This window comes from Mesorhizobium comanense, from assembly GCF_005503535.1.
In the GTDB taxonomy this organism is placed as follows: Bacteria; Pseudomonadota; Alphaproteobacteria; order Rhizobiales; family Rhizobiaceae; genus Mesorhizobium; species Mesorhizobium comanense.
The window spans coordinates 41,387-58,108 of sequence record NZ_SCNN01000010.1 but is presented as its reverse complement, the minus strand read 5'-3'; the positions used below and the strand labels follow the sequence as shown (position 1 = coordinate 58,108).

At 64.0% G+C, this 16,722-nt stretch carries 13 protein-coding genes; 1 reads left to right on the top strand and 12 read right to left on the bottom strand.

Annotated features, from left to right (window positions below):
• Position 1 precedes the first annotated feature (1 nt).
• From FFS37_RS18105 to FFS37_RS18055, 11 genes are all read right to left on the bottom strand, one after another.
• Positions 2–4,483, bottom strand: coding sequence for a YadA-like family protein (locus FFS37_RS18105; RefSeq protein WP_137932328.1), 4,482 nt, complete (start codon positions 4,481–4,483; stop codon positions 2–4).
• 194 nt (positions 4,484–4,677) lie between these two features.
• Entirely contained in the window at positions 4,678–4,992 is a 315-nt protein-coding gene (locus tag FFS37_RS36190; protein WP_232375706.1) for a helix-turn-helix transcriptional regulator, read from the bottom strand.
• A 397-nt stretch (positions 4,993–5,389) separates the two neighbouring features.
• A complete protein-coding gene (locus FFS37_RS18095) occupies positions 5,390–6,307 on the bottom strand; it encodes a helix-turn-helix domain-containing protein (protein WP_137932326.1) in 918 nt (305 codons plus the stop codon).
• 369 nt (positions 6,308–6,676) lie between these two features.
• Positions 6,677–6,874 carry a hypothetical protein gene (locus FFS37_RS18090; protein ID WP_137932325.1) on the bottom strand — a complete coding sequence of 66 codons (198 nt, stop codon included), beginning with the start codon at positions 6,872–6,874 and terminating at the stop codon, positions 6,677–6,679.
• A 693-nt stretch (positions 6,875–7,567) separates the two neighbouring features.
• Positions 7,568–8,314 (bottom strand): pyridoxal 4-dehydrogenase, SDR-type, encoded by a 747-nt coding sequence (gene pldH / locus FFS37_RS18085; protein WP_137932324.1) that lies wholly within the window; start codon positions 8,312–8,314, stop codon positions 7,568–7,570.
• Positions 8,315–8,352: 38 nt separating this feature from the next.
• The gene (gene ppaT, locus FFS37_RS18080; RefSeq protein WP_137932323.1) at positions 8,353–9,531 is read right to left on the bottom strand and encodes a pyridoxamine--pyruvate transaminase; all 1,179 of its coding nucleotides are present in this window, start codon (positions 9,529–9,531) and stop codon (positions 8,353–8,355) included.
• Positions 9,532–9,555: 24 nt separating this feature from the next.
• Positions 9,556–10,362 carry a 4-pyridoxolactonase gene (pldA, locus tag FFS37_RS18075; protein WP_137932322.1) on the bottom strand — a complete coding sequence of 269 codons (807 nt, stop codon included), beginning with the start codon at positions 10,360–10,362 and terminating at the stop codon, positions 9,556–9,558.
• Positions 10,363–10,409: 47 nt separating this feature from the next.
• The gene (locus FFS37_RS18070; RefSeq protein ID WP_137932321.1) at positions 10,410–11,345 is read right to left on the bottom strand and encodes a putative B6 ABC transporter permease subunit 1; all 936 of its coding nucleotides are present in this window, start codon (positions 11,343–11,345) and stop codon (positions 10,410–10,412) included.
• Positions 11,346–11,348: 3 nt separating this feature from the next.
• Positions 11,349–12,440 carry a putative B6 ABC transporter permease subunit 2 gene (locus FFS37_RS18065; RefSeq protein ID WP_137932320.1) on the bottom strand — a complete coding sequence of 364 codons (1,092 nt, stop codon included), beginning with the start codon at positions 12,438–12,440 and terminating at the stop codon, positions 11,349–11,351.
• The gene (locus tag FFS37_RS18060; RefSeq protein ID WP_137932319.1) at positions 12,437–14,005 is read right to left on the bottom strand and encodes a putative B6 ABC transporter ATP-binding protein; all 1,569 of its coding nucleotides are present in this window, start codon (positions 14,003–14,005) and stop codon (positions 12,437–12,439) included. The genes FFS37_RS18065 and FFS37_RS18060 overlap by 4 nt, the downstream gene beginning before the upstream one ends.
• A gap of 79 nt (positions 14,006–14,084) precedes the next feature.
• The gene (locus FFS37_RS18055) at positions 14,085–15,074 is read right to left on the bottom strand and encodes a putative B6 ABC transporter substrate-binding protein (protein ID WP_232375705.1); all 990 of its coding nucleotides are present in this window, start codon (positions 15,072–15,074) and stop codon (positions 14,085–14,087) included.
• 139 nt (positions 15,075–15,213) lie between these two features.
• On the opposite strand from FFS37_RS18055, the gene FFS37_RS18050 reads away from it, so the two are divergent.
• Positions 15,214–15,639, top strand: coding sequence for a hypothetical protein (locus FFS37_RS18050; protein WP_137932317.1), 426 nt, complete (start codon positions 15,214–15,216; stop codon positions 15,637–15,639).
• A gap of 37 nt (positions 15,640–15,676) precedes the next feature.
• On the opposite strand, the gene FFS37_RS18045 is transcribed toward FFS37_RS18050, so the two are convergent.
• Entirely contained in the window at positions 15,677–16,687 is a 1,011-nt protein-coding gene (locus tag FFS37_RS18045) for an ABC transporter substrate-binding protein (RefSeq protein WP_137932316.1), read from the bottom strand.
• Between the last annotated feature and the right edge of the window lie 35 nt (positions 16,688–16,722).

The window sequence follows — 16,722 nt, the reverse complement described above, 5'->3', positions numbered from 1 at the left end:
CTCAGTTCAATGTGAAGCTGATGCCGGCGCCGACGCCGACATTGCCGCCCGCGGCCGTGCCCGAGACATTGCCGCGGATACGGCCGTCCTCGCTGGTGTAGCCGGCGCCGAAGGCGAAGGCGCCAGCGTCCCGCCAGAAGCCGCCACCTGCCGCGACGCTGAATTTTCCGGGCCGGTCATCATAGCGCAACGAGGCAGCCGCGAGGCCGATTGCCGCCGCCTGCCGAGCTTCGTCGCGTATGCCGCCGATGTCGGAATTGAGCTGACTGAGCTTCTGGTCGGTATAGGTGTTGGCCTGCTGCAACGTCGTGGCCGCCACCTTGTCGGTGTAGGTGTTGGACGTGTTGATGCTCGTGGCCAGCCCCTGGTTCAGCTGGTTGACGTTGACCGCGTCGGTGCCGGCGACGCCGGGGCCGACATTGGAGATGACCACCGGCGCGTTGACGTCGCCACCCTGCAGCGTGATGCTGTTTTTCTTGCTGCCGTCCGGATTGGTGTCATAAACGACAGCATTCTGGGTCAGCGACCCGAGGCCCGATTTCAGGTCCTCGACCGCCGTGTTGGTGGCGTAGAGCTGGGAGCCGTTTATCGCATCGGTGCTGCCGGCGTTGATCTGTCCCGCGGCGACATTGGTGATCGTGCGCTCGGCGCCGGCACTGCCGACGCTGACGGTGCCGATCGGGTTGGTGCCGGCAAAAGTGTAGGTCTTGCCGTTGATGACGGTGCTCGACGTGCCGACGGCGGTCTGCGTCACCGAACCGGAACCGAGCGCCACATCATTGGCGTTGTTGGCCTTGGCGCCTTGGCCGAGCGCCACCGCACCTTGCCCCGTGGCGGTCGAGCCATTGCCGGCGGCGAGGCTGTTGGTGCCGCTGGCCACGCTGGCCGGCCCGATCGCGACGCTGTCCGTGCCGCTGGCGGTCGAGTCGGCCAGCGTCGAATTGGCATGGAAATACTTGATGCCGCCGCCATTGTTGATGTTGGTCAGGGCGTTGTTCACGGCCGTGAACCCGTCATAGACGGTCGAGTAGTTGTTGCCCTGGATGGTATAGGTCGGTCCGGTGATCGATCCGTCTGGATTGACCGTGGTGCTGCCGCCGAACAGGTTGGCGACGTTTTGCGACACGCCGCGAAGCTGCGAGACGTTGACGGCATCGGTATTGGCCGAGCCAGCCGCGACATTGGTGAGCTTGCGTTCGGCCCCGGCGGAGCCGATCGAGACCTCGCCGACCGAGGTCTGCGGGGCGGTCAGGGCAAAGGCCGTGTAGCCCGTCTGGGCGCCGACCGAGGTGATGGATTGCGCGCCCAGCGCCACGCTGTTGATGAAGGTGCTTTGGGCGCCGGCGCCGAGCGCCACCGACTGGATGCCGGACGCGAGCGAATTGGTGCCGAACGCAAGGCCATCGGCCAGCATGACATGGGCGTTCTGGCCGATGGCCGTGCCGCCGGGCGCGGTCTGGTCGACGATGGCGCCGTTGCCGATACCGATGCCGTTGTCGCCGTTGACCACCGTCTTCGGGCCGACCGCCACCGATTCCGCGCCGACCGCCAGCGAGTCGGCGGCCGTCGAATTGGCATGGAAATACTTGGTCGAAGTCGCCGATACGGAAGCGATGGCGCCAGCGAGCTGGCGCACCGTCACCGCATCCTGGTCCTGCGTGCCGTCGGCGACATTGGTGATCTGCCGGTAGGACGTGGCGGTGCCGACCGACACGGCGCCGAGCAGCGCCTTGTCGGTGGTGTTGTATTGGATGAAGTTGGATGGGCCGGCGGGCAGTTGCCCGGAGGCGGGTGCGATCGGCCGGTCGGAAACCGAACCCGAACCGAGCGCCACGCCGCCGTCTATGCTGGCCTGGGTGCCGCGGCCAAGGGCCAGCGCGCTGTCCCCGCTCGCGGTCGCCTGATAGCCGACAGCGGTGGAGCCGACCCCTTGCGCGAAGGAATCGGTCTGCGCAAGGCCTGCCTCGTTGGTACGGGCATAGCGTATGCCCACGCCATTGGCGTCGGTGTAGGCCGTCGACGTGTCGCCGGCGATGTTGTTGACGGTGTTGCCGAGATTGGTGACGGAGCCGCCGATATTGTTGATGGCGGTGGTGTTGGCCGTCACCTGCTGGTTGGTGGCGAAGAGCTGCGAGCCGTTGACCGCGTCGGTGGAGCCTCCGTTCAACTGTCCGGCCGCGACGTTCTGGATCTGGCGCTCGGCGCCAACCGAGCCGACCGAGAACGCGCCGGCCGGCGTGGCGCCGGCGAAGGTGTAGGCAGTGCCGCCGATCGTGGCTCCGCCGACATTGGTCGTGGCTCCCGACGCCGAATTCAGACCGATCGCTACGTCGCCGGCATTGTTGGCCACGGCATTCGGACCGACAGCGACGGAATTGGTTCCCAGGGCCTGGGAATCCGGCAGGGTGGAGTTGGCGTGGAAATACTTGATGCCGCCGCCGACATTGATGTTGTTGACGACGGCGCCGATGGCATCGACCGCCTGGTTGGTGGCGAAGAGCTGCGAGCCGTTGACCGCGTCGGTGGATGTCTGGCTGATCCGCCCTGCCGCCAGATTGGTAAGGGTGCGTTCGGCGCCTGACGCGCCGATGCTGACCGTCGAGGCCGGGTTGGTGCCCTGGAAGGCGTAGGTTGTGCCGTTGACCACGCCGCTTGCCGTACCGACCGCCGCCGTGGTCACCGAGCCGGAGCCCAGCGCCACGTCGCCGGAGCTTGCCGCCGCTGAGGCGCCATTGCCCAGCGCGACATTGCCGGCAAGGCCGGCGGCGCCCGCGGTGGAGCCGTTGCCCAGCGCGACGGAGCCCTGTCCGATCGCCTTGTTGTTGTTGCCGATGGCGACGGCGCCGTTGGCCATATTGGCTGCGGTGGCCGTTGCCGTGCCGTCGCTGTTGGCGATGTTGTTGGCGCCGCCGGTAAAGGCGCCGGTGCCGCTGGCGTAGCTGGGGTCGCCGATGGACACCGCGCCGTCGCCATAGGCGGTGTTGCCGGAGCCGATGGAGACGGATTTGCCGCCGGTTGCCACCGCATTCGTGCCCATGGCGACCGCTTCGGCGGAATCCGCCTTGGCATTGTTGCCGACAGCGATGGCGCTCGTCGCCGACGCATTGGCGCCGATGCCGAGCGCGGTACTGCCTGCGCCGCCAGCATTGGCACTGACCCCAGCTGCTAGAGAATTATCTCCTGCCGCGATTGCTCCGGACCCGAACGAGGAAGCGTTTACGCCGCTGGCGACGGCCGTGTTGCCAACCGCTGTGCTGGCTGTGCCACTCGCCTTTGAGGTCGTACCCATGGCGATGGCGTCTTGCGCGCTCGCATTGGCTTGCTTGCCAACCGCCGTACCGTCTACACCGCTCGCAGTGGCGCCCAATCCCAGCGCACTTGCGTTCGCAGCGGTCGCCGTGGCGTTGTTGCCGAGTGCGATGGCGGAAACGTCCGTGGCCTGGGCTCCCGAGCCTGCTGCCACCGAGCCCACTCCGCTCGACACAGCCTGGTTGCCCAACGCCAATGCGAAATCGGCAGAGGCATTGGTACTGGAGCCGAGTGCTGTCGAGTTCAGCCCTGTCGCGCTGGCCGACTTGCCCATGGCAACGGCACTATCCTTGTTGGCGACGGATGCCCAGCCTACGGCCGTGGCATAGTTGGCGCTGGCCAAGGAGCTGGTGCCGACGGCAGTGGAATTCCCTCCCGAGGCGACGGAGAACGTGCCCAAAGCGTTGGCGCCGGCTCCAGTGGCATTGGCGTTGACGCCGAGCGCGACCGAATTGACGCCACTCGAGACCGTACCGGCGCCAAGTGCCATGGCTCCGCCCGTGCCCGAGGCCGCCGCACCACGGCCGAGAGCCACGGTGTATTGTCCCGACGCATTGGCCGAATAACCGACCGCGGTCGCCTCCAGAACAGAAGCAGTCGCCCCATTGCCGATTGCGGTGGTCTGACCGGCGGTTGCCGCGGCGGACGTGCCGAAAGCACTGGAGCCGGTCCCGGTCGCGGATGCGGTCGTACCAACGGCGGAGGACCAAGCTCCGGTGGCGGTCGCCCCATTGCCAATCGCGGTCGCTTCGAAAGTAAACCCTACGGGAGCGGTTCCGCTAGCGTTGGCGTTGTTGCCGATGGCGATCGGTGAGCCGCCGGTACCGCTGGCGACCGCCTGGGCACCAGTTCCAATACCGACTTGCGAACCTGCGCCGCCGGTTGTCGCCCCGCCAAGGGTAACGGTGGTAGCACTCGCGACGGAGGTCGCGGCCACAACGACGGCGAACGCGGCCGCCGCCGCCAGAATTGCGCTGGCGGACGCCCCAACGCCGAGCATGCCGAGCCCACGGCCCTTGCGACGCATGCCAAGCACGCGATGCGCCATGCGCAGCGTCGCCATCAGGCGGCGGCGGAGCGTGCGGGAGCCGTCAGGGCCGGCAATCCAGTTCCTGGCGAAATGCGCCGCACGACGCCGAACAAACGAGCCACTCGAGATGTGATTGTCGGTCATGGTCCCTCTCCGCTGGCCGGCATGAAATGTCTGACAATTCCAGCATCTGTCAGAAAGACATGATTCTTGGCCGCGGTATTTCAGGAAATTGCTGTTTCGCGAGAAAAAACATTCGCAAGTCAGCGGAAGTTAATGATTTGTTACTTTAGTATAGGCTTCTATAAGGTGAAATAAAAATATACCTGCAAAGAATATCACTTATCCTTGGAATTAACCTTCATCACCCGCGCCTGCAAAGGCGTTACGCCCCGATATTGCTTCATCACCGTGGTAAAATGGCTCTGGCTCGAGAAGCCGGCCAAATGGGCGATATCCGCGATCGCCATGCGGCTGCCGGCAAGCAGTCTTTCGGCGAAGTCCAGCCGCAGATCGAGGACATACTGGTGCGGCGGCATCCCGAACGTCCTCGAGAAAGCCCGCATGAAGTGATAGGGTGACAGCCCGCAAACCGCAGCCATCTCGGCAAGCGCCAGCTTGCGCGCAAAGTTCTGATCCAGGAATTCCTGCACCTTGCTGGCGCTGTGGGCGGGAAGCCCGCCTTTCACGTTCAGCGCCGGCCGCCGTGCGGAACCAGGTCCGGACGCCGGTCCCGGAGAGCCGTCATCAGACCGCATTTTTCGGTCCCTTGATGTTTCGCAGATGGAATTCAAGACGAGACCGCCCTCCCCGTTCCCCGCAAAAACAATTCGTGATTGATCGGGCCGTGCCTGCGTCGCCGGCCCGGTTCATTCGATCAGTCCGGCCAGATGACGAACAATGCGCAGGCTCCGTGCCATTCTGAATGACTCCCGTTATGCCTTGGGGCACAGTGGTGACGGACGTATTTTGGAAAACTCCGGAACCTTTGTAGGAAACTCCGGTCTTGGATCATCGAGCGGCGGGTGTTGCCGCTTTACAATAAGAACTTCAGTTTCTGCCCGGCGCATATCCGGTCATGGTTGGTGTTCTGCCCCTGTATTTCTTCATGGTAGCGGCCAAATGGCTCTGATCCGAAAATCCGGCGAGGTAGGCGACTTCGGCAATCGCGAGCTCGCCATCGACGAGCAGCTTCTCCGCCAGGTCCAGGCGCAGGTTGATCAGATAGCGATGCGGCGGCATGCCGAACGTCCTTGCGAACCTTGCTATGAAATGGTTCGGTGAAACCCCGGCGACCGACGCCAGTTCGGCCACCATGACCTTTCGCATGAAGTTTTCGTCCAGGTACTCGCGCACGCGTCGGGCGCCGACGGAAGAGAGCCCGCCCTTGGGCGACGCGGCCTGCCTGCTGCGGCTTGTGTAGGTGCGCAGCAGATGAACACCGAATACGGTCAGCAACGAGTCCAGGTAGAGTTCGTTGGGAGGAAGCGTCGCGGTCAGTTCCGCCGTGATCATCTGGGCTATATTGAGAGCCCGCAAGTCGACCGTGCCGAACGCGGGCGGCTCGAGCTCCGTATCGGCGCAATCGAACTCATGAGCCGCCAGTTCCGAAAGCGCTTCCGGGGATATTGAAATGACGGCGTTTTCCCGGGTCTGCGACCAGGCAAGGCTGCTGTCGACGCCAGCGGGATTGATGACGAGGCACCCGACCGGCGCATCGTACTCAGTGATCCTGTCGCTGCCGAGCGAGGCTCTGAATTTGCGTCCCGGCTTCAGCACAATTCCTGTGGAATGTTCTCTGGCCAGGAACGTCTGCGATCCAGGACCGCGGACAGAATAAATGACGCTTCCGCGCGCTGTGGCTCTTCTGGGGCCAGCGCTTTCTGGAATGATGTCCAAGACGTATCGGGCTGCCCGATCGACGCCCTGGGAAACGCCGCTTTCCCGAGCCTCGTCCGCATTTTTCATACGCGTCGCCTCAGCCGCCTTGCTGTCGCTGAAAATCCCCCTTTGGCCCGACCCGAAGACAACCTAACGCACGCGCCTGGACTAGGGAAGAACTTCCACGCGCAAAGAAAAATTTTTATTCGGGAAAAGAAAGAAAAAATGACCGAGAGAGGGAGTTGGCGAGCATTCTATTTCATAGTGTGACGAGTCTTCGCCATGCAACAGTTCCGTGCATCAACCCTGGTACGGTCGATTCCGCGTTTCGCATCGACTGTCAAACGCTGACATACCGGCCGGGTGCGCACCTCCCCAAATCCACAGCTTTGCGTGCCACCAGGATCGACGACGGGCAACGGCGCGGCATGAGGCCAGCAACCTCGCGGCGCGCGCTTACAGATCGCCGCGACGTTTCTCGTAGAGGTCCCAAGTCAGTTCGACAAAAGCCAGAAGAACGTCGTCCTGGTTCCAGCCGGACGAAACCGCGGCCTGGACGATTTCACGCACGAGAGGCAGCAGCTGACCCTGGCATTCGGCCGATATATCGACGGCGTCCCCCACGGGTGGCCCCTCGAAGTTGAACTTCGCCATTCAGCGTTCCCCTTGCCTCCAATCAAAGTGTTGTATCGTTAATTTCGTTCCCTCTGATATACAATAGATGTGGTACGAAAGTACACGAAGCCCCGAACGACCAAAGCAGAATAGGACGATGCCAAGCCACGCCGGCCCTATGCTTTACCTAAGGTCAGCGTTCGCTCGCCTGGACGAGAATCTACCGGGGCTTGATCGGTTTCGATCTCCAGCAGGCTGTTGAAGAACCGTCTCGTTCACGGAAGGCATCAAAATCACGCCAAGCACAAACCAGATTCAAAACGGGCATCTCCGATCCTTGTTCCCACGGCGTGCTCCAGGAAAGGTGAAACGGCTTGAGCCCGGGTTTGCGTAAAAGCACAGGGTCAATAACCTCCCGCAGAGTTGGAGGTTATTGGGAACCGCCAAAGGCGGTTTAAGGGATGTCTGGACAATCGATTGGATCCGGGAGGCAGAGATCTTCGGCTCCAACCGATCCAACCGCTGATCGGCCGTTTCCCGGTTCTTGATCTACGCTCGGATCATTCTCCCGTCGCGGCCGGCGGCCAGGATGCAGCTTGACCTTCCCAAGCAGCAGCGTCTTGCGGTCGTGGCAGTTCCCCAAGGACATGGCCCCGCGCCCGCAGCTGTCGAGCTGCGGGTTTCGCCTGCCATGGGCAGCGGCTTGGAGCCGTTAACGGAACTGCTGAGCGGCTAATGCCGGATCATGCCCGCATCGACGTTCAGCGTCTGGCCCGTTATCCAGCGCGCGTCGTCGGAGGCGAGGAAGGCCACGACGTCGGCGATGTGCTCTGGCTGTCCCTTGCCTTTCATGGCCTGCAGCATCTCGACGAAGCCGAACGCCTCATTGTGCGGGCTTGCCTTGACGCCGTCGCTCTCGATGAGGCCCGGCGTCACGGCGTTCGCGGTGATGTTGTACTTGCCGAGCTCCGTGGCCAGTGCGCGGGTGAAGCCGATGACGCCGCCCTTGGCCGCGACATAGGCCGCCATGTTCGGCGTGCCGGCGAAGAAGGTGTTGGAGGCGATGCTGATGACGCGCCCGGCCTTGTTGGCGGCGCGCATCTGGTCGGTCGCCGCGCGGGTGACGATGAAGGTGCCGGTCAAATTGACGTCGATGATCTTGCGCCAATGGTCGAGATCAACCTCGTCCCAGGCGATGAACGGCACGATGCTGGCATTGTTGACCAGTATGTCGACGCCACCGGTCAGCTTCTGAATCTCGCCGAACAGCGCCTTGACCGATGCAGGATCGGAAATATCGGCCGCAATGGCCTTCGCCTTGCCCCCGATCGAGGCCGCGGCCGCCTTGGCGCCCTCGGCGTTGATGTCGCTGACGATGACGGTCGCGCCGTCGGCCGCCAGCCGTGCCGCGATCGCCTTGCCGATGCCCTGTGCCGCGCCGGTCACCAGCGCCGTCTTTCCCGCAAGCCGTTCAGTCATGAAATGTCTCCCTCGATGCGTGATCCGATGATGTCTGTTCAGGCGTCGGCGTCGATGACGGCCAGCGCCGCGTCGATGCCCTTGCCGACGGCCAGCGTCTGGCCGGCCGCGTTCATGGCGCCGCCAAGCGCCGTCAGCGCGGCGATCGCGTAGATGGGTTGCGCCGTCGGCCCCATATGGCCGATGCGCGTCAGCTTGCCGAGGGTCTCGCCACGGCCCGAAGAGAAGACGACGCCGTAGCGGGCGCGCGCGGCGGCCCGAAGCGCCTTCTCGTCGACGCCGTCGGGCGTGCGCACCGCCGTCGTGCTCGGCGAGGCGATCTTGTCGCTGGCGGCCCAGATCGACAGGCCCATGGCGACGACCCCTGCGCGCATGGCTTTGGCCGTCAGCGCATGGCGTGCCCAGACCGCCTCCGGTCCCTCGTTGAGGTAAAGGTCGAGCGCCACGTCGAGGCCGTTCACTTCCGCCACCGAGGGCGTGAACGGGAAAGGCTTGTCGCGCGACCAGGCATTTTCCCAGTCGACGATGCTCAGCATCGAGGCGCGCGGCGCCGCCTTGTTGGCCTTCATCTTGGCCCAGGCCCGTTCGCTGACGCCCATCAGCGTCAAGGCCGGCGGCGCGCCCAGGCATTTGCCGGGGCCCGTGACATAGATATCGGCCTTGCAGTCCTCGGGATGCGTTTTCATGCCGCCGAACGAGGAAACCGCGTCGACGATCAGATAGCCGCCATGCGCCGAAACCAGCGCGCCGATTTCATCGATCGGATTGATGGTGCCCGACGGCGTGTCGTGATGACAGACGGAGACGATGGTGATCTCCGGATGCGCCTTCAGCATGGCCGCGACCGCCTGCGGGTCGATCGCCTCGTTGTAGGGCACTTCGATTTCCAGCAGGTGCGGCGAATAGCGTTTGGCCCAATAGCCGAACCCCTTGCCGTAGACGCCGGAGGCAAGGTTGAGCACGACGTCGTCGGGCGTGATCAGCGACGCCGCCGCCGCCTCCAGGCCGAGCACCGGCTCGCCATGCAGGATGAGCGGCTTGTTGGAAAGCCGCATCGCCTTCTGCGCCTTGTCGACGACCTTCTCGTAAAACAGCTGGAACGCCGGATCATAATCGTAGAGCACGGTACGGCTTAGGCCCCGCAGCACCTCGGCATAGGCGTTTACCGGGCCCGCCGTCAGCGTGAGCACCGGATCGGCATGATCGGAATAGCGCATGGTCTTGGTCTCCGGATTGGCGGCTCAGCCGTAGAACTGGGTGCCGGTCTTGTAGGTTTTGAAGTTGTCCATGTCGTGCGAGTACATCAACTCGGCGCCATGATCCTCGGCCAGCTTCTTCACCTTGCGCATCGAATTGACGCCCGCCACCGGATCGATGTGGAATGCCGCCTGGCACAGCGTTTCCAGGCTCTTCTGCGTGTAGGCGGCGTCGATGGTGAACATGATCGGCTTGCGCTTCGGGAATTCGACCAGCAGGCTGTAGTGGCCGATCGAGTGCCCGGGCGTCGAGATCAGCTTGACGCCCCTGGCGAGATCGATGTCGCCCTCGATCCCCTCGAAGGTCGAATTGGCGCGGGTGGTGCCCGCCAGCAGCTGCGCGGTCGCGCCACGCGCTTCCGCCGCCTCGGCCGAGAAGCTGAGATCGGAATAGCCGAGATGCTCGAAGGGTTCGGGGTTGCAGGCCTGCGGCACTTCTGTGCGATGGCAGATCTTCTTGGCATGCGGGAAATATTTGTTGCCGCCGCAATGGTCGAAATGGAAGTGAGAGTTGACGACGACGTCGATATCCTTGGGCTCGAGCCCGAGCAGGCCGAGCGCGCCTGGAATGGTCTGGTGCTTTTCCTGGATCGGCTTCTCGAACGGTAGAACCTTCATGACATGGTCGTAGTCGTAACCGGTGTCGATGAGGAAACGGCCCTCGGCATGTTCGATCAGGATCGAATAGACAGGGAAGCGCACTTCGCCGCCGGGGCCGCGATTCCAGAACACGTGATAGCCATCGAGGACGAGCGAGCCGCCGTCGAGCAGATAGACCTTGGTATCCGACATTGTTGCCTCCTGTTTTGGCGCGGGTCCCATCCGCGCTTTCGTTGTTGTCAGCGCGCGCCGCGCTCGTATGGAATGCCCAGTGCGGCTGGCAGGCTGGCGCGCCTGCCGAACAGCACCAGCATGATCATCACCGCCAGGAACGGCAGCATCTGGATGACGTCGGTCGGTATGTTGATGCCCGCCACTTGCATGGCCGTCGTCAGCGACAGGCAGACGCCGAACAGCAGCGCTCCGAACAGCACCCAGACCGGGCGCCCGCGCGCCAGCATGGCGAGCACGATGCCGAGGAAACCGGCGCCATTGGTGATGAAGGGAATGAACAGGCCCGCTCCGACATTGGCGAGATAGGCGCCGCCCAGTCCAGCCAGCGCGCCGGTCGACAACACCGCGATGGTGCGTGTCCTGATGACGTCGATGCCGGCGACGTCGAGCGCGGCCGGCTTGTCGCCGGCGGCCTGAAGATTGAGGCCAAGCTGCGTGCGCCGGTAGAGATAGCTCATGGCGAACACCAGCGCGACAGCCAGATAGACGATCAGGTGATGCTTGAAGAAGGCCGGGCCGATGACGGGGATGTCCGACAGCAGCGGAATGACGGTCGCGTCCGCCGCCGGCAGGCGGGGATAGGAGCGCGAGAACTGGAAATGGTGCAGCAGCGCCGTCAGCCCTTCGAGGCCGAGCGTCAGCGCGATGCCGATGACGATCTGGTTCAGGCCAATGCGCACGCACAGAAGCGCCATGATCAGCGCCACCGCGACGCCGCCGGCGGCACCTGTGAGGAAGCCGAACCAGAGCGATCCCGAATAGAAGGCGCCGACGAAGCCGAGATAGGCGCCGGCCAGCATCATGCCCTCGATGCCGATATTGAGCACGCCGGCCTTTTCCGACATCTGCTCGCCGAGGCCGGCAAGCAGCAGCGGAATGGCGGCGGTGACGGCGCCGAACAGAAGCGCGCTGAGAAAGACTTCACTGAAGAGACCGGTCATGTCTCAGGCCTTTCTCGACTGATTGTAACGGTGGTCGACATACTCGGCGAGAGCGAGCACGATCAGCACGATCGAGACCAGCACCAGGGTGAAGTGATTGGGCACGCCAAGCCGCCGCGCGGCACTCTCACCGCCGATCGACAGCATCGACAACAGGAACACGAAGCCGATCGCGGCAAAGCCGTTCATACGCGCCAGGAATACCGCCGGAATGACCGCCAGCCCGTAGGCCGGGTTCCAGTCGGCGCGGACATTGCCCTGCACGCCGATGATGTCGACGGCGCCGGCGAGGCCCGCCAGGCCCGCCGAAATGGCGAAGACGGCAATGGTCAGGCCCGGCACGCCGAGCCCGGCATGGACCGCCGCGCGCGGGTTGGCGCCGACGATCCGCAGTTTCAGGCCGAACGCCGTGCGGGTCATCACCAGATGCACGATGATGATCGTGGCGAGGCCGAGCAAGAGGCCGCTGGTGATGGTCGTGTCGAAGAGCCGCGGCAACCTGTCTTCGACAGGCAGGGTGCGGGTCTGCGGCACTGTCGTGCCGGGATCGCGGAACACCAGCTTGACCAGCACATTGGCGAACGACGTGCCGAGGAATGTCATCATCAGCGTGGTGATGATCTCGTTGACTCCCTGGTAGGCGCGCAGCAGCGCCGGCACCAGCGACCAGACCATGGCCACCACCATGGCGATCAGGAACGAGCAGATCAGCGCCAGCCAGGCGGGCATGATCTCGACCAGCACCGGCGCGCTGGCGGCCGCCGTCACCGCGCCGAGCAGGAACTGGCCGTCGCCGCCCAGGTTCCACATGCCGGCGCGGAAGGCCACGATAAGCCCCGCGGCGAGAAACAGCAGCGGCGCCATGCGCGTCAGCGTCTGCTGGATGCCGAGCGGCGAGAACAGCCCCTTTTCCAGCACATAGCCGTAATAGGCGAGCGGATCGACGCCGACGGCAAGCAGGATGCAGCCGGCGATGACGAGTGCGGCGAGGATGGGCCCGAGCGTCATCAGCAGCCGGTGCAGTATGTCGCGGCGCGTGGCGGCGCTGCTGGTGGCGTCGAGCGCGGTGGCGCTGGGTGCGGTGTCGATGCTCATGCGGCAAGTCCGATCATCAGGCGGCCGACCCTGGTGCGGGCATCGTCGGCATTGGCAACGGTGCCGACCAGCGCGCCATTGGCGATGACGGCGATGCGGTCGCACATGCTGAGCAGTTCCTCGAGGTCGGTGGAGATCAAGAGCACGGCAAGGCCGCGCGCGGCGGTGTCGCGGATGCGCTGGCGCGAGGCCATCGTGTTGGCGAGATCGAGCCCGTAGGTCGGCTTGTTGAAGATCACCACCTTGGCGCCTTCTGCCAGCTCGCGCGCCAGCAGCACCTTCTGGATGTTGCCGCCGGAAAGCCGGGCGACCGGCGTCTTCAGGCTCGGTGTGCGCACGTCGTATTCGCGTACGAGTTCGGCCGCGCGCCTGTCGATCTCGGCGCGCTGTTCGACGCCGCCTCGCCAGAACGGCGCCGCGCCAACCTGCTTGAGGAAGAAATTGATGGAGACCGGGAAAGTGCCGACCGTGCCCTCGCCCAGCCGGTCATCGGTCAGATAGCGCAGGCCGCGCTGGCGGCGTTCGCCGACGCTCAAGCCCTCGATGGGTGCGCCTTCGAGCCGCACCGATCCACCGGTCGCCGTGCGTTGGCCGGCCAGCGCCTCGGCCAGCTGTTTCTGGCCGTTGCCGTCGATGCCGGCGATGCCCAGTATCTCGCCCGGGCGGATATCGAAGGAGATCGACGACAGGCCAGGCGCGTTGTCGGTGGCGGCGACTGCGAGGTCGGCGACCTGCAGCAGAGGCGCGGCTTCGGTACGCACGGTGCGGATGGGGCGTTCTGCAGCCTCGGGATCATCCTTCTGCTTGCCGAACATCAGTTCCACGATTTCGGAAATGATCTCCTGTTCGTCCAGCGCGCGAAAACGCTCCGGCGGGATCTCGCCGACCTTGCGGCCGAGCTTGAGCACCGAGATACGATCGCCGAAGGCCGCCGCCTCCTTGAGCTTGTGGGTGATGAAGACGATCGCCAGCCCCTGCCCCACCAGGCGGCGCATCAGCGCTCCGAGTTCCTCGATGCCTTTCGGCGTCAGCATCGAGGTGGATTCGTCGAGGATCAGCAGCCGGCTGTTGCGCACCATGGCGCGCACGATCTCGACCTGCTGCTGTTCGCCGAGCGAGAGCTCCGACACCTTGGCATGCAGCTTCACGGTGATGCCGAGGCTGCTTGTGATCTCGGCCACCCTTGCCTCGAGTTCCTCGGTCCGGGGCCGCTGCCACCAGGATCCGCCAAGCAACAGGTTCTCGGCCACGGTCAGCGTCGGCACCAGCATCATGTGCTGGAACACCGTGCCGATGCCGAGCGCCAGCGCATGGCGCGGCGAGGTGATCGGCGTCGGCTTGCCGTCGACCAATATGCGTCCCTCGTCCGGCTGCTGCAGACCCGACAGCATGCCGATCAGGGTCGACTTTCCGGCGCCGTTCTCGCCGAGCAGCACATGCACCTCGCCGGGGCGGATCGACAGGTTGATGCTGTCGTTGGCGATGATGCCGGGAAAACGTTTGGTCACGCCTTCGAGCGCGACGATGTCGCTGATATCGGCGGGTGGTGAAGAATGACTGCTCATGAAAGCCCAGCACTGAAAAAACGGGAAACATCCGGAGGGGCGAACGATCGTCCCCTCCGGAAGCAGACTGTTGGTCGCCTTACTGGGCGACGCTCGTCATCAGCGCCCTGACCGCGGCCGCGTCATACACCGGATCGACCTTGATCTTGCCGGAGATGACGTCCTCGCGCACCGCCTGGATCTCGGACCAGACCTTGTCCGGGATCGCGGCGGTCTTCAAGAGCTTCACGGAATCGTCCTTGAGGCCGATCGCGTAGTGCTTGGTGCCGAACGTGTCGGCCTTGATGTCGGCGATCATGGCCGCGTAGACCGGCTCGATGTTCCACACCACCGACGACAGCAGGAAGCCCTTGTCGATCGGCGACTTGTCGCCGATGACGTCGATGAAGTAGACCTTGCCTCCATCCGTGGCCTTGGTTGTTTCCACCGCCTGCAGCATGCCGAAGCTGGAGCCGTTGCCCTGGCCGAAGATGATGTCGGCGCCGGACGCGATCACGCTTTCGGTGACGCGCTTGCCGCCGGCCGCGTCGCTATAGGCGGCCGGGCCGATCACCGCGTAGGTGATCTTGACGTCCGGATTCTCCGCCTTGACGCCCTGTGCGAACGCCGCCGACTGCGAGTTCCATGATGGAGGCTCGCCGGAAACGACGATGCCGACCGACTTCGAGCGCGACATCTTGGCGGCGAGACGGCCGGCAAGATAGGCGCCCTGATGGCCGCTCAGCGTGTAGTCGGCGACAAGGCCCTTCTCCAGGCCGTTCGGCGTGTCGACGATCGCCACCGGAACCTTCAGCTCCTTGGCGATTTCAGGCGCCGAGGTGTTGTAGCCGCTGGCGTGGGCGATGAGCAGGCTGGCGCCGTCGGAGGCGAGTTCGCGCAGCGTCGGACGGACGTCGCCATAGCCGAGGCCCTGGGCCACGACCACTTCGACACCGGCAGCCTTGCCGGCCGCCTTGGCGGCGTCGATGCCTTGCTGGTTCCAGCCGTAATCCGTGCCTTCTTCCGGCGTCAGGATGGCGATCGACTTCACTTCGCCAGCAAGAGCGCTGCCAAGAAGAACACTGCTCAATATAAATGCACTTACACTGCTTTTAAGAATCTTTATCATGTTACCCTCTTCGTTTGATTTATACATCAATATTCTTGTTGTTATTGCGCGGAAGCGAGATAGACTGCCTGAGAAAATTACCCCTAGGAGATCAGGCAAAGTGAAGATCCGTTATGTCCTCCCCGTGCTGTTGGCGCTGACGCCCCTCGCCAACGCGGTCGAGTTGCACCATGTCATCGTCCGCACCGGCACCGACGGGCTCGACATGGTGCCGCTGACGATTTCGAATGCGGGCAAGGAAGGCGTTTCCTGCAATGCCGATTTCGCGCACTGGTATTCAGCCGGCGTCGCGACGGTCGAGCCAGGCAAGAGCACCCGCCTCGAACTCTGGTTCGATCCCAAGACGGGCACCTTCACCATCCTCAACGACAAGCGCGAGAACCTGCCGATCGAACGGCTGTGGTGCGGCCTTTCGGGCCGTGCATATGCCACCCGGTCGCAGATCACGCTCGAGCGGACCGACGCGGCCAAGGGATCGCGCACAGTGTCCTGCGACGCTGAGCAGGACAGGCTGGCGTGCCGGTAGGCGCCCATCGATCCGTCGGCCCGCGGCATGACGCGTCCTATTCCTTGGCCAGGAACTTGTCGGTGAACACCCCGTCAGCCGGCAACGCCGCCTTGAGCACGCCCTGATCGGTGAGCGTCTTCAGCGTTTCCTCCCACTGCGTCTTGGTCATCCAGCCAAGACCATGCTCCTTGGTGTCGTCGCTGGTGAAGGTCGAGGCGATGTCGGCGTTGATCTGCGCCAGCAGCACATCCTTCTTGTCGGCATAGCCCGGAGCCGCCTTGGCGGTGATCTCGGCGGCCTCTTCCGGATGGGCGACGACGTAGTCGAAGGCTTCCCGGTAGGCCTTGACGAAGCGCGCGACGACCTCGGGCTTGTCCTTGATCATCTTCTCCGAGGTGAACAGGCCGGAGCCATAGGCCTTCCAGCCGTGATCGGCGCCCATCATGATGCTGAGCGACCCCGGACCGCCAGCCTTGGCTTCCAGTTCGGGAACCTCGGCGTCGACATAGCCGACCACCGTCTGCACCCGGCCCAGAAGCAGATAGCTTTCATAGGGCGGCGAGACGCTGTTCAGCGTCATGTCCTTTTCCGTCAGGCCGTTGGCCGCCAGGAAACCCTTGAAGAAGATGTAGGTCGAACCGGCGGGATGAATGCCGATGGTGAGACCCTTGAGATCGGCCGGCTTGGCGAGCTTCACCGTCTTGGCCAGCGAGATGATCGCCAGCGGCGAATGCTGGTTGACGGCGGCCAGCGCCACGACAGGAACGTTCTGCGAGCGGGCGACGGCAAGCGTGGGAAGATCGCCGAAGCCGAAATCGGCGTTCTCGTTGCCGACCAGCCGCATGGCGTCGGGTGAACCCGAACCCTTGCGGATCTCGGCAACGTCGATGTCGTTCTTGGCGAAGAAGCCTTTTTCCTTGCCGACGAAGAACATGGCGTGGTTGCCGCGCACCACCCAGTCGAGCTGGACGTTGACCTTGTCCGCGGCAAGAGCCGCGCTGGAGAAGCCGAGTGTCCCGACACATGCCGCGAGCGCGGCTGCCTTGATGAGTGAGCGTCTCAGCATTGTTATATCCTTCCTAACGTTGGCTGTCCTAGGGG